Origin of the sequence: Xylophilus ampelinus, assembly GCF_003217575.1 — a bacterium.
GTDB lineage: Bacteria > Pseudomonadota > Gammaproteobacteria > Burkholderiales > Burkholderiaceae_C > Xylophilus > Xylophilus ampelinus.
Map to the genome: position 1 here is coordinate 145,629 of NZ_QJTC01000003.1, position 22,857 is coordinate 168,485.

Annotated in this window: 16 protein-coding genes and 1 pseudogene; 3 read left to right on the forward strand and 14 right to left on the reverse strand. The window is 70.0% G+C overall.

Going from position 1 to position 22,857, the window contains the following annotated elements; genetic code table 11:
• Window positions 1-69: 69 nt before the first annotated feature.
• The 9 genes and pseudogenes from rpoD to DFQ15_RS03620 all read right to left on the reverse strand — a co-directional run bounded on the left by rpoD (window position 70) and on the right by DFQ15_RS03620 (window position 16,050).
• Window positions 70-2,487 carry an RNA polymerase sigma factor RpoD gene (gene rpoD, locus DFQ15_RS03580; RefSeq protein ID WP_110464653.1) on the reverse strand — a complete coding sequence of 806 codons (2,418 nt, stop codon included), beginning with the start codon at window positions 2,485-2,487 and terminating at the stop codon, window positions 70-72.
• A 296-nt stretch (window positions 2,488-2,783) separates the two neighbouring features.
• Complete coding sequence (gene dnaG / locus DFQ15_RS03585; protein ID WP_110464654.1) at window positions 2,784-4,769, reverse strand: DNA primase; 1,986 nt, start codon at window positions 4,767-4,769, stop codon at window positions 2,784-2,786.
• Between the two features lie 23 nt (window positions 4,770-4,792).
• A complete protein-coding gene (locus DFQ15_RS03590; RefSeq protein ID WP_110464655.1) occupies window positions 4,793-6,367 on the reverse strand; it encodes an alkaline phosphatase D family protein in 1,575 nt (524 codons plus the stop codon).
• 396 nt (window positions 6,368-6,763) lie between these two features.
• Complete coding sequence (locus tag DFQ15_RS03595; RefSeq protein WP_110464656.1) at window positions 6,764-11,173, reverse strand: translocation/assembly module TamB domain-containing protein; 4,410 nt, start codon at window positions 11,171-11,173, stop codon at window positions 6,764-6,766.
• 36 nt (window positions 11,174-11,209) lie between these two features.
• Window positions 11,210-13,129: an autotransporter assembly complex protein TamA gene (locus tag DFQ15_RS03600; RefSeq protein WP_110464657.1), complete on the reverse strand. Its 1,920-nt coding sequence runs from the start codon at window positions 13,127-13,129 to the stop codon at window positions 11,210-11,212.
• A gap of 3 nt (window positions 13,130-13,132) precedes the next feature.
• Window positions 13,133-14,319: pseudogene (locus tag DFQ15_RS03605) on the reverse strand (vWA domain-containing protein).
• Window positions 14,320-14,345: 26 nt separating this feature from the next.
• Window positions 14,346-14,948, reverse strand: coding sequence for a GNAT family N-acetyltransferase (locus DFQ15_RS03610; RefSeq protein ID WP_110464658.1), 603 nt, complete (start codon window positions 14,946-14,948; stop codon window positions 14,346-14,348).
• Window positions 14,948-15,199, reverse strand: coding sequence for a hypothetical protein (locus DFQ15_RS03615; protein WP_110464659.1), 252 nt, complete (start codon window positions 15,197-15,199; stop codon window positions 14,948-14,950). Before DFQ15_RS03615 ends, DFQ15_RS03610 begins: the two co-directional genes overlap by 1 nt.
• Entirely contained in the window at window positions 15,196-16,050 is an 855-nt protein-coding gene (locus DFQ15_RS03620; protein ID WP_110464660.1) for an AAA family ATPase, read from the reverse strand. Before DFQ15_RS03620 ends, DFQ15_RS03615 begins: the two co-directional genes overlap by 4 nt.
• Before the next feature lie 122 nt (window positions 16,051-16,172).
• Here DFQ15_RS03620 and DFQ15_RS03625 point away from each other — a divergent pair, with 122 nt between their 5' ends.
• The gene (locus DFQ15_RS03625; RefSeq protein WP_110464661.1) at window positions 16,173-16,847 is read left to right on the forward strand and encodes a c-type cytochrome; all 675 of its coding nucleotides are present in this window, start codon (window positions 16,173-16,175) and stop codon (window positions 16,845-16,847) included.
• Between the two features lie 168 nt (window positions 16,848-17,015).
• On the opposite strand, the gene pcaG is transcribed toward DFQ15_RS03625, so the two are convergent.
• The gene (gene pcaG / locus DFQ15_RS03630) at window positions 17,016-17,645 is read right to left on the reverse strand and encodes a protocatechuate 3,4-dioxygenase subunit alpha (protein WP_374940997.1); all 630 of its coding nucleotides are present in this window, start codon (window positions 17,643-17,645) and stop codon (window positions 17,016-17,018) included.
• A gap of 10 nt (window positions 17,646-17,655) precedes the next feature.
• Window positions 17,656-18,384 (reverse strand): protocatechuate 3,4-dioxygenase subunit beta, encoded by a 729-nt coding sequence (pcaH, locus tag DFQ15_RS03635; RefSeq protein WP_110464662.1) that lies wholly within the window; start codon window positions 18,382-18,384, stop codon window positions 17,656-17,658.
• Between the two features lie 177 nt (window positions 18,385-18,561).
• Between pcaH and DFQ15_RS03640 the strand changes: the two genes are divergently transcribed.
• Together DFQ15_RS03640 and DFQ15_RS03645 are read left to right on the forward strand one after the other, a co-directional pair.
• Window positions 18,562-19,557 (forward strand): LysR substrate-binding domain-containing protein, encoded by a 996-nt coding sequence (locus DFQ15_RS03640; RefSeq protein ID WP_233504251.1) that lies wholly within the window; start codon window positions 18,562-18,564, stop codon window positions 19,555-19,557.
• A 285-nt stretch (window positions 19,558-19,842) separates the two neighbouring features.
• The gene (locus DFQ15_RS03645; protein WP_146228637.1) at window positions 19,843-20,268 is read left to right on the forward strand and encodes a hypothetical protein; all 426 of its coding nucleotides are present in this window, start codon (window positions 19,843-19,845) and stop codon (window positions 20,266-20,268) included.
• Window positions 20,269-20,349: 81 nt separating this feature from the next.
• On the opposite strand, the gene DFQ15_RS17370 is transcribed toward DFQ15_RS03645, so the two are convergent.
• From DFQ15_RS17370 to DFQ15_RS03655, 3 genes are all read right to left on the reverse strand, one after another.
• Window positions 20,350-20,514, reverse strand: a complete 165-nt coding sequence (locus DFQ15_RS17370; protein ID WP_158528998.1) for a hypothetical protein — start codon at window positions 20,512-20,514, stop codon at window positions 20,350-20,352.
• A gap of 310 nt (window positions 20,515-20,824) precedes the next feature.
• On the reverse strand, window positions 20,825-22,120 hold the full coding sequence (locus DFQ15_RS03650; protein ID WP_110464665.1) for a tryptophan--tRNA ligase: 1,296 nt from the start codon (window positions 22,118-22,120) through the stop codon (window positions 20,825-20,827).
• 32 nt (window positions 22,121-22,152) lie between these two features.
• Window positions 22,153-22,821 carry a site-2 protease family protein gene (locus DFQ15_RS03655; protein ID WP_110464666.1) on the reverse strand — a complete coding sequence of 223 codons (669 nt, stop codon included), beginning with the start codon at window positions 22,819-22,821 and terminating at the stop codon, window positions 22,153-22,155.
• Between the last annotated feature and the right edge of the window lie 36 nt (window positions 22,822-22,857).

Sequence of the window (22,857 nt, forward strand, 5' to 3'; positions counted from 1 at the left end):
AAAGAGCGCCTGGTCGTTGCGGAACAGCGGCCAGGCGCTCTTTTCATGCTCGTTTCCGGGCGACGGCACTTAAAGCGTGTCGATGAAGCTGCGCAGTTTGTCCGAGCGGCTCGGGTGCTTGAGCTTGCGCAGGGCCTTGGCTTCGATCTGGCGGATCCGCTCGCGGGTCACGTCGAACTGCTTGCCGACTTCTTCCAGCGTATGGTCGGTCGACATCTCGATGCCGAAGCGCATCCGCAGCACCTTGGCTTCGCGCGGGGTCAGGCCGTCGAGGATGTCCTTGACCACGTCGCGCAGGCCGGCCTGCATCGCCGCCTCGATCGGCGCGGTGTTGGCACCGTCCTCGATGAAATCGCCCAGGTGGCTGTCGTCGTCGTCGCCGATCGGCGTCTCCATCGAGATCGGCTCTTTCGCGATCTTCATGATCTTGCGGATCTTGTCCTCGGGGATCTCCATCTTCTCGGCCAGGATGGACGCATCCGGCTCGAAGCCGAACTCCTGCAGATGCTGGCGCGAGATGCGGTTCATCTTGTTGATCGTCTCGATCATGTGCACCGGGATGCGGATCGTGCGGGCCTGGTCGGCGATCGAGCGGGTGATCGCCTGGCGGATCCACCAGGTCGCGTAGGTCGAGAACTTGTAGCCGCGGCGGTATTCGAACTTGTCGACCGCCTTCATCAGGCCGATGTTGCCTTCCTGGATCAGGTCCAGGAACTGCAGGCCGCGGTTGGTGTACTTCTTGGCGATGGAGATCACGAGGCGCAGGTTGGCCTCGATCATTTCCTTCTTGGCGTCGCGCGACGCGCGCTCGCCGTCGTTCATCCGCTTGTTGATGCCCTTCAGCTCCGGCAGCGGCACGACCACCCGCGACTGGATGTCCATCAGCTTCTGCTGCAGTTCCTGGATCGGCGGGATGTTGCGGGCCATCACCGTGCTCCAGGACTTGCCCGAGGCGACCTGCTTCTCGACCCACTTCAGGTTCAGCAGGTTCGGCGGGAAGTCCTTGACGAAGGTCTCCTGCGGCATGCCGCACTTGTCGACGATGATGCGGCGCAGTTCGCGCTCCTTCTTGCGCACGTCGTCGACCTGGGCGCGCACCATGTCGCACAGCTTCTCGATGGTCTTGGCGGTGAAGCGGATCGTCATCAGCTGCTCGCTGAGCGCGGCCTGGGCCTTCAGGTACGCAGGAGTGCCGTAGCCTTCCTTGTCGTAGACCTTGTGGACCTGCTCGAACAGCTCGCGCATCCTGTCGAAGCGCGACAGCGCCTCGCGCTTCAATTCTTCCAGCTTCTTGGTCAGCGCCTTGGAGCCGCCCTTGCCGTCGTCGTCGTCTTCCTCGTCGAACTCGTCGAAGTCCTCCTCGGCCACGTAGTCGTCGGCTTCGTTGGGGTTGGAGAAGCCGTCGACGATGGTCGAGATGACGACCTTGCCTTCGCGGATGTCCTCGCCCATCACCAGGATCGCGGCGATGGTGGCGGGCGACGCGCTGATCGCCTCCATCATGGCCTGCATGCCGCCTTCGATGCGCTTGGCGATCTCGATCTCGCCTTCGCGGGTCAGCAGCTCGACGGTGCCCATTTCGCGCATGTACATGCGGACCGGGTCGGTGGTGCGGCCGAATTCGCTGTCGACGGTGGAGAGCGCGGCCTCGGCTTCTTCCTCGGCTTCCTCGACAGTGGCGGCGGTGGGGGTGACGTTGTTCTGGAACAGCGTCTCGGCGTCGGGCGTCTGCTCGTAGACCGCGATGCCCATGTCGTTCAACATGGCGATCACGACTTCCATCGTCTCGGCGTCGACCAGCTTGTCGGGCAGGTGGTCGGAGATCTCGACCTGCGTCAGGTAGCCGCGGGTCTTGCCGAGCGTGATCAACGCCTTCAGGCGCGAACGGCGCTTGGCCATGTCCTCTTCCGACAGGACGGTCTCGTCCAGCCCGAATTCCTTCATCAAGGCGCGTTCCTTCGCCTTGCTGATCTTCATGCGCAGCGGCTTGACCTTCTCGGCGGGGGCGGCGGCTGTGGCGTCGCCCGTCTCTGCGACGGCCGCGGTCTCGGCTTCCGGCTCTTCTGCGAACTCGGCCTCGATGTCCGACAGGTCGGTGTCGTCGCTGTCCACCTGGGCCTTTCGCACCGCCGTCTTGACCGCGGCGGCGGCCTTGGCCGGGCGGCCCGGCTTCTTCTTGGTCGCCGCCAAGGCCGCGGCGTCGTCGCCAAGCACGGCGGCTGCTGCGGCGGCAGGCGCCTTCGCCACCTTCGCCACCTTCGACTTGGTGGCCTTGGCGGCGTTCTTCAGCAGTTCGTCGGCTGCGTCTTGGAGTTTCGAGGCGGCGGACTTGGGAACGGTCACTATCGTGGCTTTCTTCGCGGCGGCAGGGGCGGCGGCCCGGACTGCCGGCTGGGCAGCGGCTTTCGGCGGTCGCGCTGCGGGTTTGGAAACGGTCTTGGCGGGCGGGGCGGACTTGACGGACTTCGCGGGCTTTTGAGCAGGCATGACGACCTCGGGATCAAAGACGGACACACAGAAGATGCAAGGCGCCACGAACCCGGCGCTGGCAGAAACGGCACGGACCCGGGCCCGCTGCCTGTGCTGCAGAGGGTCCGGCGCTGCCCGGTACCTGCTGCAAATGAGGAGAAATCCTCGGACGGCAAGATGTCTGGGCGATCATTTGGGGTGCAGTCCTTGCGGGGATGGGGCGGTCGTGCGCAGTGGCATCGGTGGGCCGTATCCGGAGGTGCTGCTGTCGCTCTTGCCGTCAGCTAACCGCGCATTATAGTGCGGCGGGATTCCTACATGGGGACGGGGCGGGCCGATACAAGAGCCTTGCGCTGTTCGTCGAGGGCGCGCCAGCGCTGCATCGCGGCCGGGTCGGTCGCCGCCGCGGCGATCGCCTCGCTCTGCTGGCGCTTGATCTGCTCGATGAATTCGAGCCGCAGCACGCCGCGCAGTTCGGCCTTGATATCGCGCAGGTCGGCCTCGGCCACCGTCTCGGCGTGCGACCCGGCCATCAGGCGCAGGGCGGTGGCTTCGCAGTCGTGGCCCTCCAGGCCCTCGCGGATCGCCGCCCAGGGCAGCGGGCCGTGCTCGTGCAGCTGGCTCTCCAGCCAGACGAACAGCGGGCCGTGCGGCGCGGGTAATGCGCTCAGCATGACGTGCTCGTCCTGCGACAGGTCTTCCATCGCCGCCATGTGGGTCAGCAGCAGGCAGGCGGCGTGGTCGGCGCGGCTCGGCGGTGCGGTGCGGGCCCGGCGGGCGCCGCCGGTGGCGTCGCCGTAGTCGCCGTAGCCCTCGTGGTCGCGGACATCCTGGAAGCCCGACTTGCCGCGGCCGTCGGCGCGCCACGGCCGGCGGCCGGCCCGCGGGTCGGCCGCCGGCGGGCGGGGCGGCTGGTCGGGCGCGCCGGGGTCGGCCGGCTCGGGCGCGCGACGTTCCGCCCCGCGCCCGCCGCGGCCCGCCTCCCTGGCGGCCCACAGCTCCGACAGGCCGCGCGCCTCCAGCTGCACCGCCTCGGCGATCTCGGCGATCAATTGCAGCCGCAGCGCGCCCTCGGGCAGGGCCTGCCAGAGCGGCCGGGCCTGGCTGGCCATGCGGGCGCGGCCCTCGGCGGTCTCCAGGTCGCAGCCCTCGCGGGCGGCCTCCAGCAGGAAGCGGCTGAGCGGCACCGCGTCGGCCACGTGCCGGGCGAAGGCCTCGGCGCCGTTCTCGCGGATGAAGCTGTCGGGGTCGTGCTCGGCCGGCAGGAACAGGAACTTGACCGAGCGGGTGTCTTCGGCGAAGGGCAGGGCCGCGTCCAGGGCCTTGCGCGCCGCACGCCGGCCGGCGCCGTCGCCGTCGAAGCTGAAGACCACCGTGTCGGTGAACCGGAAGAGCTTCTGCACATGCTCGTGGGTGCAGGCGGTGCCCAGCGTGGCGACCGCGTTGGGGAATCCCAGCTGGGCCAGGGCGACCACGTCCATGTAGCCCTCGGTCACCAGGGCGTAGCCGTGCTCGCGCAGGGCCGAGCGCGCCTCGAACAGGCCGTACAGCTCGCGGCCCTTGCTGAAGACCGGCGTTTCGGGCGAGTTGAGGTACTTGGGCTTCTCGTCTGTCAGCACCCGGCCGCCGAAGCCGATGCATTCGCCCTTGACGTTGCGGATCGGGAACATCACCCGGTCGCGGAACCGGTCGTAGCGCTTGCGCTCGGATTCGGGCACGCCGTCTTCTTCCTCGCCGACGATCACCAGGCCGCTCTCGGCCAGCAAGGGGTCGTCGTAGGCCGGGAACACGCTGGCCAGGCCGCGCCATCCGGGCGGCGCGTAGCCCAGGCCGAAGCGCCGCGCCACCGCGCCCGACAGGCCCCGGCCCTTGAAGTAGTCGATCGCCCGCTGCGATGTCTTCAGCTGCTTGCGCCAGGCGTCGCCGGCGCGCTCCAGCACGTCGCTGAGGGTAGCCTGGCGCTGGCGTTGCTCGGCGGCCCGGGCGCGCTCGGCGGGCGAGACGTCGTCCTCGGGCACTTCCAGGCCCTGCTGCTGGGCCAGGTCCTTCACCGCGTCGACGAAGCCCATGCCGACGTACTCCATCAGGAAGCCGATCGCGTTGCCGTGCGCGCCGCAGCCGAAGCAGTGGTAGGTCTGGCGCGACGGGCTGACCGAGAACGAAGGCGACTTCTCGTTGTGGAACGGGCACAGGCCGGTGAAGCTGGCGCCGGCCTTCTTCAGCTGCACGTGCCGGCCCACCACCTCGACCACGTCGGTGCGGGTCACGAGTTCCTGGATGAACGACGGGGGAATGGCCACCGGGGGATTATCCCGGCAGCCGGTCAGCCGCGATGCACGCCCGGCCGTCCGTCCTCGACATGGAAGCGCGCCAGGGTGGCGATGCCGCTGTCGGCGCGCGCCGGATCGTCGACCACGCGCAGCGCGGTGTCCCAGCCGCGCGGCGTGAGATCCGCCAGGGCGTAGCCGCGCTTCTCGCAGTCGGCGAAGACGACCTGCGGATTGCGCCGCACCAGTGCGTCGACCCGCTCCTGCGTGGTGCCGGAGAAGGACGAAACCGAGGTGCCGCAGAACTCGCTGGCGATCACCGGCCCGGCCGCGCGGGCGCCGTCGGCATGCAGGTTGCAGACGTAGTTCTGATGGATGTCGCCGCCCACGAAGACGGTGTTGCGCGGCGCATGCCCGGCGATGGCGCCGATCAGCCGGTCGCGGGCGGCGGGATAGCCGTCCCAGCTGTCGGTCGGCACCGTGGCATGGCCGGCCGGGCCGTAGTGGCGGGGCGAGAACAGGGTCTGCTGGGCCAACACCGTCCAGCGGGTGGCATCGCCGGCCGCGTCCTCGGCCAGGCCCGCATCGAGCCAGCGCTCTTGCGCGGCGCCCAGGAAGCTGCGGCCGGGCGACTGCAGTTCGGGGCATTCGTCCTCCCGCACCGCGCCGGCGCTGCTTCTGGAGGGGTCGCGGCAGGCCTGCAGGTCCTTGAACTGGCGGCCGTCGAGCACATGGAAGCGGGCCAGCCGGCCGAAGGCGTAGCGCTCGTTCACCCGCACCCCGCCCAGGGTGCCCAGGCCGGCCATGCCGCGCACCAGGGCGTCGCTGCGCAGCGGCATGTTCTCGTAGAACGCCTGGTAGGCGGCGCCGCGTTGCGCCAGGAAGTCGGCGGGCGCGGCGCGGCCGTGCAGGCCGGCGTAGTCGTTCTCGACCTCGTGGTCGTCCCAGGTGACGATCCAGGGGCAGGCGCGGTGGGCGGCCTGCAGGTCGGGGTCGCTCTTGTGCAGGGCGTAGCGGTCGCGGTAGTCGGCGAGCGTCACCGCCCGGTGCAGGGCGTGGATGCGGGCCAGCGGCCGGTCGGGTTTGCGGGGCGTGGCGGTCTCGTAGATGTAGTCGCCCAGGAACACCACCAGGTCGGGCTGCTCGGCCGCCAGGTGGCGCCAGGCGGCGTAGTAGCCGTGCTCCCAGCGCTGGCAGGAGGCGAAGGCGAAGCGCAACCGCGCGGCCAGGGTGTGCGCCGCCGGGCTGGTGCGGGTCCGGCCCGGCGTGCTGACCGCGTCGCCCGCCATGAAGCGGTAGTGGAACCAGCGGTCGGGCGGCAGGCCCGCCAGCTCTACATGCACCGCATGTCCCAAAGCCGGCAGGGCGGCTGCGGTGCCGCTGCGCACGATGCGGCGAAAGCCTTCGTCGTCGGCGATTTCCCAGCGCACCGGCACCTCGGCAGCCGGCTGCGGCAGGGCGGCGGTGTCGAGCCGGGTCCAGAGGACGAAGCCGTCTTCCGACGGCGAGCCGCTGGCGACGCCGCAGGCGAAGGGGTCGGCCCGCAGGCCGCGGGCGAGGGCGTGGCGAAGCGGCGGTGTGCCGGTCGCGGCGAGGGCGGCCGCCAGGCGCAGCCAGAGTCTTCGGTCCATGGAGGGTGGCCGGGAATGGTGGGGCCGCTAGCGTAGCGGAGCGCCGGGGGCGGCGGAGGCTCGGGGCGTGCGGCGATGGCACCCTCCGCGACCGTTATCCGAATGAAAACTACCTCTGGTCGGCGCTGGTAGACGGCTGCTAGCTATTAAAAGTGTAGCAACTGGATGGGCGGCGACAGGGACCGCCGCGAGCCGATACACCCACGCACCGGCGGACAACATCGAGCCATCCACAGCAGGGTCCGTCCAGGTGCTTCAGCGATGGCGGGCTCACCAGGCAAGCCACCGCCTGGTGGGTGGCGATGGGTACCGTGGCGGCAGCGTTGGCAAGGACCGCGACACCGCAGCCGTGCCTTGCCTCGGCTTTGGCGGGTACGTCACAGTGCATGACACGCCCTAGTCGTAGGTGATCGTGTAGACGAGGTCGACCGCGCTCTTCGCGCCGGTCTGGCCGCGCAGCTGCAGCCGGCGGGTCAGGTCGTAGAAGATGTAGAGGGTGCCCAGCGTGCCCGACAGGCTGCGCTCGTAGGTCAGGTAGACGTTCTGCGACACCCGCTTGCCGAAGGTCAGCGCCGCGGCCGAGGCATCGCTGCCGCTGCCCGGACCCTTGAATCCGACCTCGTCCAGCCCTACCTTGGCCGCGATGTTGCCCGAGCCGCCCCCGCCGCCGGAGAGAAGCGCCAGCGCGGCCTGCTGCAGCAGCGCGGCCTCGGCGCCGCCGCTGGCGGCGGCCCGGCCCAGCACCACCCACGAGAGCTTCTCGGCATCGGGCAGGTCGGGGTCGGAGTACAGCCGCACCACCGGCGACTGCGCGCTGCCGGTGATCTGCACGCCGGCCCGCACGGCGATGTTGGGCCGTATCGCCAGGATGTCGAGCGCCGGGTTGTCGTAGGCGCCGCTGAACCGCGCCAGGCCCGATTCGATATCGAGCTGCTGGCCGTAAGCGCGGTAGCGGCCCTGCACCGTGCGGATGTCGCCGGTGACCCGCGGCGGCACGCCCAGGCCCATGGTGCTGGCGATCTCCAGCTTGCCGGTCAGGCGGGTGGTGAGGCCCTTGCCCTGCACCGCGAAGTCGTCGCCCATGTCGAAGGTGACGACGATGTCGGGCGGCTGCGCGGTGTCGACCCGGGTCGCTGCCTGGTCCTCGCGCTCGGCGGCCCTGGCGGCCTCGCGGTCCTTGGCCGCCGAATGCACCACCACGTCGGAACCCAGGCCGGGCGCGCCGCCGTCGGGCAGGATGATCGCGGCCCGGTCGGCCGTCAGCGCGCCGCGCAGGGTCAGCCTGCCCTTCTCCAGCCGGGTCTGCAGGTTGCCCGACAGGGTCACCTGCCGGTCGGGCCGCACCGAGACGCGCAGCGCGCGGATTTCGGTGTTGAGTGCGACGCGGATGCCGTCGCCCCAGGCCAGGTCGCCGCGGGCGGTGAGCGATCCGCCGTCGTCGCCCGCCAGGCCGCGGCCGGTGGAGCGGCTGCCGGCGATGCCCGCGATGCGGGTGCTGCTGCCGGTGCCGCCCTGCAGGGTGAGCTCGGTGATCTCCAGCCGGTCATCGCGCAGGGTGGAGCGCAGCCGGCCGTTGCGCAGCTCGACGCCGTCGACCACCGAGCGCACCGACAGGCCGTCTGCGTCGAGCGTGCCGTTCCACCGCGGTGCCGCGCGGTTGCCGCCCAGCGTGGCGGCGGCCTGCAGCGAGCCCTGTACCCGCCAGCCGGGCGGCGCCAGCACCGACCAGACGCCGACGTTCGGCAGCCGCGCATCGAGCTTGCCGGCCAGCGGCGCGTCCTCGGCCCAGCGCCAGCCGCCGTCCGCGCGCTGCAGCCGGGTCGAGGCGCTGGCGGTGATCTGGCCGGCGCGCTCGCTGTCCCACAGCAGTTCGGCCGCCAGGGCGTCGCCGTCGGCCTTCAGCTCGACCCGCGCCTGGCGGATGCCGGCGGCGGTGGTGGGCGCGTTGCTGGAGCTGGCCGCGCCCTGGATGCCGGTGCCGGTGCCGCTGCTGCTGACGCGGGTGACGGCCGGCGCCTCGCCGGTCTCCACCCGGATGTCGCCGCTCTGGCGGGCCAGGCTGGCGCGGGCCCGCAGACTGTCGCCGGCATCGATGTCCCAGTCGCCGTCGAACACCAGGTTCCCGGCCAGGCCCAGGTCGGCCAGGGCGTCTTTGCCGCCGGCGGTGAAGGCCTGCGCCCAGGCCATCGGCAGACCGGTGAGCCGGCCGCGCGACTGCAGCCGGTGCGCGGCGGGGGCCTTGTCGCGGGTGGTCTGGCTGTAGCGCACAGGCTCCCAGGCCAGCCGCACCGTGCCGTCGACCGGGCCGCGCAGGCTGGCCTGGCCGGCGGTGGCCTCGACCGACAGGCCCCGGGCCTCCTGCCGCACGGTGGCGGACACGGGTGCGTCCAGCACCAGGTTCCACGGGCCGGACAGGGTGCTGTCCTGCGCCTCCAACTGCAGCCGGTCCAGTGCCAGGCGCCACTTGCCCGGGCCGTCCATGCCGCCGCTGGCGGCCGTGCGCAGGTTCGCGCGACGGGTGCCCATCGTGGCATCGCCCTGCAGGGAGAGCGTGGCCTGGGCCAGGCTGCCGCTCACCTCTGCACGCAGCTTGCGCAGGGCGATGGTCTGGGGCAGGCCGGCTTTCACCGCGGCGGCGGGTGTCGTTGCCTTGCCGGCGGCAGAGGCGGGGACGACGGCGGCGTTCCCCGCGGCCTCGGTCCCGGTCGCTGCAGTGGCTGCCGGGGCGGGCATGCCGGTCGCGGCAGTCGTGGTGGGGGCTGCGGCGCCGGCCGATCCGGCAGCGGTGGCCGGGGCGGTCGCGGCGGTCGCGGTGCCGGCGGCCGGTGCCGCAGCGGGCAAGCGTACCTCCAGGCGCGGCGCGTCCAGCGTGGCCTGCAGGGTCAGGTCGCCGCCTCGGGGTGCCGTGCCGTTCGCCAGGCGCTGCTGCAGCGACTTCCATCCGCCCTGCCAGCGGCCGTCGAGCTGGACGGCGCCGTCCAGGCCGATGCCGGCGAAGACGCCCGACAGGCCGGGCAGCCGGGCGATCCAGGCCTGCATCCGCGCCGCATCGCGCATCCGCAGCGACAGCTCGCCGTTGCCGCTGGCGGGCGCCATGCGCCCCTGCACCGTGCCGGCGGCGCCGGGCAGCACGAAGCTCAGCTGGCCTTCGCCCGCCTGCTCGGGCACGCGGACCTCGGCGGTGCCTTGCAGCGAGGCGTCGGTGGCCTGCACCTGCAGCCGTGCCAGGTCGAGCACCCGCCCGTTCCACTCGCCCTTGGCGGCGAGGCTGCGCAGGCCCAGGCCGTCCAGCGGCGAGCCGGCCGGCGCGGCGCGGTCCTTGCGGGGGGACTGCGCTTTCGCCGGAGCGGGGCCGCTGGCCTGCAGGTCCGCGTCGAACAGGATCGCGCTGCCCCGTGTCTCGGCCTTGGCCGTGCCGCCGATGGCCGGGCCTTCGAGCCGGGTGTACAGGGCGCCCGGACGGATGTTGCGCAGGGTGGCGTTGACATTCCAGGCCGCAGGCGTTTCAGGCGTGGCGGAGGGCGGCGAAGGCGGTGCGGAAGAAGAAGTGGCAGGGGATGCAGAGCCTGTCGGCGGCGTGGGGGGCGCGGCGGTGGCCGCGGCATCGGACGGCACCGCCGGCGTGAAACGGGCCTCCAGCCGGATCTCGCCACCGCCGGTGCGGACGGTGGCTTCGGGCACCGTCCAGGTGCCTTGCTGCAAGGTGGCGAGGGCCTGCAGTTCGTCGACCGGCAACCGCTTCTGGTCCCAGGGTCCGGCGATCGCGTTGCCCAGGTCGGCGCTGGCGCGCAGGCCGTCGGCTTCTGGCTGGACCTGCACCTGGCCTTCGAGCAGGGTGGTGGGCAGTTGCGGCCAGAAGGCGGCCAGGTCGAGCGCCGCCAGCCGGGCATCGAGCTGGACCAGGGGCTGCGGCAGCCACGGCGCGATTTGGGCCTTCAGGTCGGCGCTGGTCGCGGGCGCGGTGCCGGTCTCGGTCTGCTGGAGCCGGGCGGCGACGGCCAGGCGCGCGGCCTCGGTCGCCAAGCTGCCCTTGACGGTGGCCTGGCCCTGCAGTGCGACGCTGGTGCCTTCCGTGCCGGGCACGGCGGTGCGCAGCCGGGTGGCGAGCGCGGCGTCGAGCGCCATCGGCGCGGCGCCCTGCAGCGTGGCCCGGCCGCTGTAGTGGCCCTCGGCCACGTCGATGCCGTCGACTTCGAGTTGGTGGGTGCCGCCGGTGTAGCGGTAGCGGCCGGCCAGGTTGCGGGCCTGCAGCGGCGGCGGTCCCGACCAGTCGATCGCATCGACCTGGAAGGGCAGGTCGACCTCGACCGGCAATGTCAGTTCCTGCAGCGGCCGGGTGGGGCTGTCGTCGCCCGGGCCGCGCTTCTCGGCGACGACGCGGGCCACATGCAGTTCGCCGAGCTGGACGCGTTTCTTCAGCAGCGGCCGCCATTGCCAGCCGATCGTGGTGTCGTGCAGCTCGACGGCCAGCGTCGGGCTCTCGTAGCGCAGCCAGCCGATCCGGCCGCCGGCGCGGGCCGATCCGCTCACGTCGCGCGACTGCAATGTCCGGCCGGCGGGCATGCGCTGCGCCACCTGCGCCAGCACGGTCGCCAGCGAGCTGGACGAGCCGGTCCAGACCCATGCGGCGCCCAGCAGCACGGTGACCAGGGTCAGCACCACCACGAAGGCGAGCGCCACCTTGCGTATCACCGAATGCCCGCGGGGTGTGCGGGGATCGGGAGCGGAGGCGCGGCCGCCCGGGGAGCCTGGACGCGCCCCTTCCAGCGGGTCGGGACGCGGAGCGTCGGGGGACGTGGGTGCCATGTGCGACGAGTATTGCCAGCCCGCGCCGGCGCGGCGTCAGAAAGTGAAACCGAGGCGCAGGTGCAGCCGCAGCCGCTTGGTGTCCACGCCGTAGGCGACGTCGGCCTGCACCGGGCCGACCGGGCTGCGCCAGCGCACGCCGGTGCCGACGCCCACCTTGGCTTTCAGGTCGCCCACCTTGTCGGCCACCGCGCCCGCGTCGACGAAGACGGCGCTCTCGAACTCGGTCATCTCGCCGTTCCAGACCACCGGGCGCTGCCACTCGACGCTGCCGACGCCCAGATAGCGGCCGGCGAAGATCTGGTCGCCCTCGGTGCGCGCGCCGATCTGGCGGTAGCTGTAGCCGCGCACCGTGGTGTCGCCGCCGGTCAGGAACATCAGGGTGGCCGGCACCTGAGCGTCGGCCCGGGTCATGACCGCACCGGCCTCGGCCCGCAATTGCAGCCGGCTGCGCCGGGCCTCGCCGCCGTCGGCCGGCCGCACCGTGCCCAGCGGCACGAAGTACAGGCCGCGTGCATAGGTGCGGAAGAAGGGCGCCCGCTCGCCCATCAGCGTGTAGCCGGGGCCGATCTCCAGCGCCATGCCGTAGCCGCGGGTCGGTGCGGTGGGGTTGTCGAAGTAGCGGCCGGTCCAGCCGTAGTTGACGCTCAGGGCCGAGGCCGACGGCGGCGCATTGAGGCCCTGGTTGGCCGCGTAGTCGTACTGCAGGTAGTAGTTGCGGTCGATCCGGTCGGTGCTCTTGCCGCGGCCTGCGCGCAGCCGGCCGCTGTTGACCTCGTAGCTGCCCGAGGTCTCGCGCTTGACCAGCTCGGAGGTCACCCAGCGCCAGCCGCGGTCGTCGGGCAGCGAGGACTGCTCCGAGCCGAACGACTTGGTCTTCTGGTCGATCGAGATCTTCGAGACCGCCCGCCAGCCGATGATCGGCAGCTGGTTGTGGGTGTGGTCCAGGCTGACCCGCGGGCCGCTGTCGGTGCTCAGGCCCACGCCGAACACCACCTTCTGCAGCCGGGCATCGCGCACCTGGGCGATGACCGGGGCGGTGAGCGGGTCGGGCGCGTTGGGGTCGAGCGTCAGGAACACCGAGTCGAAATAGCCGCTGGCGGCCAGCCGCTGCTGGGCCTGCAGCAGCCTGGCCTGGTCGTAGTCGGCGCCCACCGGCAGCAGCGACAGGCGCTGCGCCACCTCGGGCGGATAGCGCTCGGCGCCGCGCACCTGGATCGCACCGAAGCGGTAGGCGGGCCCCGACGCATAGGTCACCGCCAGCCGCGCCTGCCGGGTGTCGGCATCCACGTCGGCCTTGCTGCTCTCCACCTTGCTGGTGGGGAAGCGCTGGGCGTTGAGCCGGCGCAGGCCGCCTGTCTTGGCCGCGTCCCAGCCGTTCTGGGTGAAGCCCTGGCCGGGCCGCAGCGACCAGCCGTTGCGGATCGCGGTGCGCTGCTCGGCGGCGCGCGGGTCGTCGGCGATGGCGCCGGTGAAGTCGATCTTCACGTCGGTGATCCGGGTCTGTTCGCCCGGGTCGACCGCCACCACGATCTGCCGCGGTGCTTGGGCCTCGGGCGTCTCGCGCATGTCGAGGGTCAGGCGGGGCGCGAAGTATCCGAGCGTGGCGAGCAGCTCACGCGCATTGGCTTCGGCCGCGCCCAGCAGGCGGGACAGCTCGCGCGCGTCCAGGTCGGCGAGCGACCGGTAGCGCTGCAGCTCCATGTGGCGGGTGAGGTAGTCACGGATCTCGTCGGGGGCGCGCACTTCGAGGGTGAAGGCATCGCGCCCGTCGCCCGCAGGTTTGTCCTGGGCGTCGGCGCTGCTGCGTACCTGGGTGCCGTCGTCTGCGGCGGAGGCCTCGTCCTTCTTCTTCAACAGGCTGCAGCCTGGCAGCGCGAGTGCGGTGCAGAGAAAGAAAAAGGAGAGTGCCGGTAAACGGGAGGAGGAAGAAATGGAGGAGGGGCGCCCGGGCATCGCCTATTTTGACAGGAGGCGCATCGTTTCCTCGAGGCCTCTGAGTGTTAAAGGGTACATGCGGTTCGACATCAGCTGCTGGATCACCGCGATGCTCTGCCGGTACTGCCAGACGCCCGGCGACTCGGGGTTGATCCAGGCGTGGTGGGGGAACGCGTGGGTCAGCCGCTGCAGCCATTCGGCGCCCGGTTCCTCGTTGTCGTACTCGACGCTGCCGCCCGGCTGCAGGATCTCGTAGGGGCTCATCGTGGCGTCGCCGACGAAGATCAGCTTGTAGTCGCGGTTGTACTTGCGCAGGATGTCGTGCGTCTCGAACTTCTCCGCGAAGCGGCGGCCGTTGTTCTTCCAGACGAAGTCGTAGACGCAGTTGTGGAAGTAGTAGAACTCCAGGTGCTTGAACTCGCTGCGAACGGCGGAGAACAGCTCTTCGACCCGGCCGACGTGCTCGTCCATCGAGCCGCCCACGTCCATCAGCAGGAGCAGCTTCACGTTGTTGCGGCGCTCCGGCACCATCTTGATGTCGAGGTAGCCGGCATTGGCGGCGGTGGAATGGACCGTGTCGTCCAGGTCCAGCTCGTCGGCCGCGCCCTGGCGGGCGAACTTGCGCAGCCGGCGCAGCGCCACCTTGATGTTGCGGGTGCCCAGCTCCTGCGTGTCGTCGTAGTCCTGGTAGGCCCGCTGCTCCCACACTTTCACCGCGCTCTTGTTACTGCCCGGCCCGCCGATCCGCACGCCCTGCGGGTTGTAGCCGCCGTGGCCGAAGGGCGAGGTGCCGTTGGTGCCGATCCATTTGCTGCCACCCTCGTGCCGCTCCTTCTGTTCTTCGAGCCGCTTCTTCAGCGTCTCCATCAGTTCGTCCCAGCCCATCTTCTCGATGGCGGCCTTCTGCTCGGGCGAGAGTTGGCGGTCGAGCAGCTTGCGCAGCCAGTCGGCGGGCAGTTCCTGGCTGAAGTCGGTCAGCAGCTCGACGCCCTTGAAGTAGGCGGAGAAGGCGCGGTCGAACTTGTCGAAGTGCTTCTCGTCCTTCACCAGCACGTGCGGGAGAGGTGGTAGAAATCGTCGAGCGTCCAGGCACCGTCGGATTGCGGGCCCACCACGTCGGCCTGCAGTGCTTCCAGCAGGGTGAGGAATTCCTTCACCGAGACCGGCAGCTTCGCGCTGCGCAGCGTGTAGAAGAAGTCGATCAGCATGGCGGCACTCCTTGGGCGGCAGGGCCTCAGGCGGCGGCCGCGCGGCGCTCCAGCAGGTACTGCAGGTGGGCGCGGGTCTCGGGCCATTCGCCGCTGCGCAGGCTGTACATCACCGTGTCGCGGATCGTGCCGTCGCGGCGCAGCGCGTGGCCGCGCAGCACGCCGTCCTTGCGGGCGCCCAGCCGCTCGATCGCCTGCTGCGATGCGAAGTTGAAGTTATCGGTTCGCCAGCCCACCACATGGCACTGCAGCACGTCGAAGGCGTGGGTCAGCATCAGCAGCTTGCAGGTGGTGTTGACGTGGGTGCGCTGCCAGCGCCTGGCGTACCAGGTGTAGCCGATCTCGACCCGCCGCAGGGCCGGCACGATGTCGTGGAAGCTGGTGGTGCCGCGCACCTCGCCGGTGGCGGCGTCGGTCACCGCGAAGGCGAAGCGGTCGCCGGCCGCGCGCATGCGCAGGGCAGTCTCGATATAGTTCCGGGTGTCTTCGGGCGTGGGTACCGAGGTGATCCGCAACCGCCACAGTTCGCCGTCGGCCGCGGCGGCGCGCAGGCCGTCGACATGCTCCAGCCCGAGCGGCACCAGGACGATGTCGCCCGCCTTCAGGACGACCGGTTCCACGAACGCCATCACACGCCCCTGTGCAGCGGGCCGTAATGCCGCGCGAAGGCCCGGCGCGCCAGCTGCACGCCACCGCCGCCGCCGATGCCGACCAATGCGATGCCCAGCATCGCCCGGGTGCCGTAGCCCTCGATGCCGAAGGCGTCCAGCCCCAGCCACAGGCCCGCGAACCGGCCCAGCACGGCCCCGACCAAAAAGCCCGTCGCCTGGGCCAGGCCCAGCAGCAAGAGCTGGCGCGGTGGAGGCGTGCCGCTGCTCATCGGTTGCGGCTGTTCATGAAAACCAGCTTCTCGAACAGCGTCACGTCCTGTTCGTTCTTCAGCAGGGCGCCCACCAGCGGCGGCACCGCGACCTTGCTGTCGGGGCTGTGCAGGGCCTCGACCGGAATGTCCTCGGCCACCAGCAAGCGCAGCCAGTCGATCAGCTCGGAGGTACTGGGCTTCTTCTTCAGACCGGGCAGGTTGCGCACGTCGTAGAAGGTCTTAATCGCGGCGGAAAGCAGCTCGCGCTTCAAGGACGGAAAATGCACGTCGACGATCTTCTGCATCGTCTCGGCGTCGGGGAACTTGATGTAGTGGAAGAAGCAGCGACGCAGGAAGGCGTCGGGCAGCTCTTTCTCGTTGTTGGAGGTGATGAACACCAGCGGCCGGTTGCGGGCCTTCACCAGCTCGCGCGTCTCGTAGCAGTAGAACTCCATCCGGTCCAGCTCGCGCAGCAGATCGTTGGGGAATTCGATGTCGGCCTTGTCGATCTCGTCGATCAGCAGCGCCGCCGGCCGGTCGGCGGTGAAGGCCTGCCATAGCACGCCTTTGACGATGTAGTTGTGGATGTCCTTGACGCGGTCGGAGCCCTCGATGCCGGCGAGCTGGCTGTCGCGCAGGCGGCTCACCGCATCGTATTCGTACAAACCCTGTTGCGCCTTGGTGGTCGACTTGATGTGCCACTGCAGGAGCGGCATCCCGAGCGTCTCGGCGACCTCCTCGGCGAGCATCGTTTTTCCGGTGCCGGGCTCGCCTTTTACGAGAAGGGGACGCTGCAGGGTGATGGCCGCATTCACCGCCAGCATCAGGTCCTGCGTGGCGACGTAGTTCTGGGATCCTCGGAATTTCATGGAGTGTCTGCGTGGGAAAGGCGGGACATTCGGAGACCCGCGAAATCCGCGATCGAGAGGGGCTCGACACCTATAATCAAGGGCTGACCAGCGTCTGAACCTCACCGGATTGTGCGCGCAAAATGAATAAGCTGTTGACCGCGATGCTTGCCCTGGCTGTCGCTTCCGTGACCGCGTTCGCTCCCGCTTTCGCCCAGGAAGCCAAGGGCGACGTGAAGGCCGGCGAGAAGAAGGTGTCGATGTGCATCGGCTGCCACGGCATCGTGGGCTACCAGGCCAGTTTTCCCGAGGTCTACAAGGTGCCGAAGATCTCGGGCCAGAGCGAGAAGTACATCGCCGCCGCGCTCAACGCCTACCGCGCCGGAGACCGCAAGCACCCCACGATGCGCAGCATCGCCGACAGCCTGACCGACCAGGACATCGCGGACGTCTCGGCCTATTACGCCCGGCACGGCAAGGACGCGTCCGCCACGCTGGCGGACAAGCCCTCGCGCGAGCCGAACGCCCAGGTCGCCGCACTGCTGCAGAAGGGCATCTGCGTGTCCTGCCACGGCGCCAATTTCTCGAAGCCGATCGATCCGAGCTATCCGCACCTCGCGGGCCAGAACGCCGACTATTTGTTCGTCGCGCTCAAGTCGTACAAGACGGGCAACAACGCCGATAACATCGGCCGCTCCAACGGCGTGATGGCGGGCGTGGCCAAGCAGTTCTCCAATGCCGAGCTGAAGGCGCTGGCGGGCTACATCGGATCGCTCGACGGCGACCTGAAGACCGTGCCCGAATCACGCTTTCGCTAGAACGTGCGAGAAGAACCTACTGCGCAGCCCGATTGCGCCTCACCGTACCGCAGTGCGGCTCCGGTCCTCGCCGCACACTCGGGCTTGCTCGCTACGGTTCTTTGGCACCTTCTTCCGTCATAGAAAATGCCGCTGTCCAGCGGCATTTTTATGGAGCGCGGCACGGCGTCACACGTCGAAGAACACGGTCTCCTTCGGGCCCTGCATGTGGATGTCGAAGCGGTAGACGATGCGGCCGTGGGCGTCGGTGCGCTGCGCGACCAGCGTCGGGCGGCGCTCTGCGGGCACCGCGGCCAGCACGGCGTCACGCGCGTTCGCCTGCGCCTCGTCGCTGAAATACACGCGGGTGAACGCATGCAGCGGCATGCCGCGCATCAGAACGATCAGGTTGATGTGGGGCGCTTCTGCAGGCGAATGGGCACCGGGCTTGAGCGTCTGGAAGACGTAGCGGTGCTGCGGATCGGTGCCGGTGCCGCAACGGCCGAAGCCGCGAAAGCCGTTCTGCCGCGACGTGGTGCGCGGCGCCTCCGACGCCTGGGCGTAGCGGCCCTGCGCGTCGGCCTGCTGGATCTCGATCATCGCGTCGGCGATCGGCTGGCCGTCGCCGTCGTACACCACGCCTTCGAGCAGGATCTGCTCGCCTTCGGCATGCGCAGAGGCGACGACCGCATCGAACGGCTGGTCGAAGTCGTACTGGTACTGCGCGGCGGTCAGGCCGTAGGCGAAGTAGGGGCCGACGGTCTGCGAAGGGGTCTGGCCGAAGTTCTCGCGCAGTGCGCTCATCAGGTGTTCGTGCATCGCGGTCTCCTTATTTCCTGGTTTCGAACGGCGTCTCGTCGGTGCCGCGCAGGACGATGTCGAACTGGTAGCCGAGGGCGAAGCCTTCCTCTGTCAGGTCGAGCGTGAAGTCGGCGACCAGGCGGTTGCGCGCCTTCGCGGGCGTGGCCTGGAAGATCGGGTCGTACTGCAGCAGCGGATCGCCGGGGAAGTACATCTGCGTAACCAGTCGGCTGGCGAAGTACTGGCCGAAGAGCGACAGGTGGATGTGCTGCGGACGCCAGGCGTTGGGGTGGTTGCCCCACGGGTAAGCGCCGGGCTTGACGGTGAGGAAGCGGTAGCGGCCCTCGTCGTCGGTCAGGCAGCGGCCGGCGCCGAGGAAATTAGGGTCGAGCGGCGCGTCGTGCTGGTCGACCTTGTGCACGTAGCGGCCGCTGGCGTTGGCCTGCCACAGCTCGACCAGCGTGTTGCGCACCGGGCGGCCGCGCTCGTCGACCACCCGGCCGGCCAGCACCATCCGTTCGCCTATCGGCTCGCCGTTGCGGCGCGCGTTGCGGGTCAGGTCGTGGTCGAGCGCGCGGATGCTGTCGTGGCCGTAGACCGGCTGCGAGAGTTCGCCCAGCGCGGCCTTCAACGGCAGCAGGGGCCGCGTCGGCGAACGCTTGATGGTGGACTTGTAGTCCGGCGACAGGTAGGCCGAATGGCTCTGCCAATCGCGCGGGGTGAGGAGGGTGCCGGGGCTTTCGGTAGAGCCGTTCATGGGGAGTCTCCTGGCGTGGGGCGGCGTATCGGCCGGAATGGTCAGTTCTGCATTCTCCGGCCGGGTTTGCATGCGGTAAATTGAGCGATTCCGAAGATTGCATAACCAAAGGTGATGAAAACCGCCCACTCGCCTGCGCCTGCGCCTGCGCCTGCGTCCGTGCCCGTGCCCGTGCCCGTGCCCGTGCCGTCCCCGCTGGCCGAGAGCTTCGCCCGCCAGGTGCAACTGCGCCATTTGCGCTGCCTGGTGGCGGTGGCGCAGGAGCGGCATCTGGCCAAGGCTGCGGCGCGCCTTGCGCTGACGCAGCCGGCGATCTCCAAGACCCTGTCGGAACTGGAAGCGCTGGCCGGCGCCCGCCTGGTGGAGCGAGGCGTGGCCGGGCGGCGCGGGGTGCAGGGCCTGTCCGCCGCCGGCGAGCAGTTGCTGGCCCACGCACTGCGGGTGATGGAGGCGATCGATGCCGGCGCGCAGGCGCTCGCGCCCGCCGCCGGCGCCGGGCCGGCGCGGCTGCGCATCGGCGCGCTGCCCAGCGTGGCGCCGGCCCTGCTGCCGCGGGCGCTGGCGCAGCTGCGTGCACGGAGGCCCGACCTGCAGATCACCGTGCGCACCGGCACCAACGCTGCGCTGCTCGACGATCTGCGGTCGGCCGAGCTGGATCTGGTGGCGGGCCGGATGAGCGATCCGCAGCTGATGGAGGGCCTGAGCTTCAGCCTGCTGTACCAGGAGCCGCTGGTCCTGGTGGCGCGGACCGGGCATCCGCTGGCCCGCCGCCAGGTGCCGGTGCAGGCGGTGTTGCAACATCCGCTGGTGGTCTACGGGCAGGGCACCGTGCCCCGTCACTACACCGAGAGCTTCTTCGCCTCGCACGGCATGGCGCTGCCGGCCCACACGCTGCAGACGCAGGACGTGGCGCTGGCCCGGCTGGTGGTGCTGCGGTCGGACGCCGTCTGGATCACGCCGCTGGGCGCCGCGCGAGACGATCTGGTCGAGAAACGGCTGGTGCGCCTGCGAATCGACACCTCCGGCACCGAGGAGCCGGTCGGGTTGCTGCTGCGGACCGATGCTGTTCCATCGGCGGCTCGCGATGAGATGGCGGCGCTGCTGCGATCGGCGGCGGCGGCGCTGGTCGCCGTACCGGGTCGTGCGGCGCGCAAGGGAAGGCCGGGAAGCTGATGGGGCACCAGTGCCCCGCGGACGAGGATCGCTCTTAAATTAATAGCTGGTAGCCGGCTTAGGATGACGGCTTGAGGCCTAAACGCTCGTGAAATCGGATTCCGGCGCAGCCCGGTCGCCTGGCGGGTTTGCCGGATGCTGCGCCTATCCTGCTTCGCCCGTGGCGTAGGCAGATTTCGCCCGACGGGGTCCGGTGCTTGCCGGCCTTCCCGTTCCACGAAACAATCGCCTGTTGCCCGCGGGCGCCTCCCTGTCGGCGGCGCCGTGGGCGAGTCGGAGAACTCCATGCGCTTCATGCCCCCCGGTTTCGTGTCCCGCGCCGCCCTGGCCGCCGTTCTGTGCGGCGGCAGCCTCGGGGCATCGGCCACCTGCTATACCGTGTACGGTCCCAACAACGCCGTGATCTACCGGGCCGACCGTCCGCCGGTGGATATGCGCTACGCCTTGCACGAGACGGTGCCCAAGCGCTTCGGAGCGGGGGCCACGATGATGTTCACCCTGGCCAACGACGCATGCCTGGGCATCGGATCGGGCGAAGGCAGCACCGGCCCCACCACCGGCTATCTGGCCCAGGTAGCCGACCGCGACACGATCAGCGCAGATGCTCTGGGCGTGCGCCGGGCCGGCCGCAACCCGGGCCCGTCGCACGCGATGGGCGACGTGGTCACCGCGCCCCGCACCATCCGCTCGTCGCCCACCGTTCGCCCATAACAAAGCCGCAGACCGGTCATCCGGCGTGCGGCGTGGTCGACACGGCAGTGGCTATGCCGGGCATGTGCCCGGTAACGAGGCTTATTGCTCGAACGTACCTGCGGGGAACAGTTCGTCCACCTGGAAAATTCCCAGGTCGGTCGCCTCGGCCGCGTGGTCGGGCAAGAGGGCGGCTGCAGCAGCGCTGATGGCCACTAAAATGGTGACGGTGAAGGCGGTGAACGCCGTGCGCATCGAACGTCTCATGGTGCATCCCTCGGAAATTGAGAGGATTTGACAGCGGCGGCCGGCGGGCTCGTGACGGACATCGCCCTTTGCAGCATCGGTAAACTGCCTACAGCCGTGCTGGCGAGAATACGGGAACCGGCATGCAAAAGGCGTAAAAAAAGCGGTGGGGCGCGTAACGGGCGTAAGCAAGCCGTGCCTGGATGCGTTCCGATGTTACGGGTGTAAGCGCTTCCGGCCTGTTCCATCTCGCCGATCGTGCCCCCAGCGCTGTCGTGCGATGCCGCTCGGCATGCAGCGCCGCGTCCGCCCGTGTCGAAGGCAAACCGGCTCAGGCCTTCGCCGCGGCCAGGGCCTGCAGGGCGGCCGCGACGGCCTCGGTGTCGGTCGGGCCTTCCGCGCAATCGGCCAACCGCGCAGCCAGGTCGGCGCCCGGCTGCTGCAACGCGTCGATCGCCTGGGCCGCATCGCGGGGGGCCGCGTAAGCGCGGCTCTGCAGCCGCAGCGTGCCGTCGGCGCCGAGCAGCTTGAACCGGAACCGGCCGTCGGCCTCGCGGTACTGCTTGAAGGTCGGCAGGGCCGTACGGGGAGGGCGGGGGGGGGGCGCGGCGACGGGCGCGCCGGCCAGGCGGCGCAGGCCGACGGCTTGGCGCAGCTCGGCCATCAAGGGCGTCGCCAGGGCCCGAGCCTTCACCGCGCCGGCTATCAGGATGTCCTCGATCTTCGCGGGGTCGGCGATCAGCGACTGGTAATGCGCCCGCATCGGCGCCACTTCGCGGTCGACGCGCTCGAACAGCGTCTGCTTGGCGTCGCCCCAGCCGATGCCGTCGGCATAGGCCTGGCGCAGCGCGGCGGTTTCCTCCGCCGAGGCGAAGGCCTGGTAGACCTGGAACAGGGCCGAGCCCTCGGTCTGCTTGGCCTCGCCGGGCGTGCGCGAGTCGGTCACGATCGAGGCGAGGCGGCGCTTCAGCTCGGTCTGCGGCACGAAGAGCGGGATCGTGTTGTCGTAGCTCTTGCTCATCTTGCGGCCGTCGAGGCCGGGCAGCAGCGCGACCGATTCCTCGATCTGGGCCTCGGGCAGCACCAGGTGCTCGCCGTAGAGGTGGTTGAAGCTCGACGCGATGTCGCGGGCCATCTCGATGTGCTGGACCTGATCGCGGCCCACCGGCACCCGGTGTGCTCTGAACAGCAGGATGTCGGCGGCCATCAGCACCGGGTACATGAAGAGGCCGGCGCTCACCTCGGCGTCGGGATCGTTGCCGGCCGCCGCGTTGCGGTCGACGGCGGCCTTGTAGGCATGCGCCCGGTTGAGCAGGCCCTTGCCTGCGACGCAGGTCAGCAGCCAGGTCAGCTCGGGGATTTCGGGGATGTCGGACTGGCGGTAGAAGGTGACGCGCTCCGGGTCCACGCCTGCCGCTAGCCAGCTGGCGGCGATCTCGAGGGTCGAGCGCTGGATTCGGGCCGGCTCGCCGCACTTGATCAGGGCGTGGTAGTCGGCCAGGAAATAGAAGCTCTCGGCACCGGGCTGGCGGCTGGCGGCGACGGCGGGGCGGATCGAGCCGACGTAGTTGCCCAGGTGGGGCGTGCCGGTGGTGGTGATGCCGGTCAGGAAACGGGTGGGGCGCATGGGCGGGAATGTCGTAGAAAGGAGAGGCGCGGTCAGCGCAGCAGCGAGACCAGCGGCGTGATGAGGAAGTTGATCGCGCTGTAGCCGACCGACATCAGGGGCTGCAGCCAGTAGGTACCCACCAGCCCGGTGACGACCAGGGCCAGCACGATGAAGAAACCGTAGGGCTCGATGCGCGAGACCATCTGCGACTGCCTCCACGGCAGCAGGCCCACCAGCACCCGGCCGCCGTCGAGCGGCGGCAGCGGAAAAAGGTTGAAGGCGCACATCACCAGGTTGACCAACACCCCGGCCCGGGCCATCTTCAGGAAGAAAGGCTCGTCGACGTCCAGGGCCACCAGCGCGACCATCGCCACCGCCCACAGGATCGCCTGCACGAAGTTGGAGAGCGGCCCGGCCAAGGCCACCCATATCATGTCGCGCTTGGGGTCGCGCAGGTTGCCGAACTGCACCGGCACCGGCTTGGCATAGCCGAACAGGAAGGCGCCGGAGGTCAGGAAATACAGCATCACCGGCATCAGGATGGTGCCGACCGGGTCGATGTGCTTGAGCGGATTGAGCGTGATGCGGCCCATCATCAGCGCGGTGTTGTCGCCGAAATGGCGCGCCGCATAGCCGTGGGCGGCCTCGTGAACGGTGATGGCGAACAGCACCGGCAGGGCATAGACCATCACGGTCTGGATCAGGTTGGCGAAATCCACAGGCGATTGTCTCAGAGGGTTATGGCGGCAAACAGG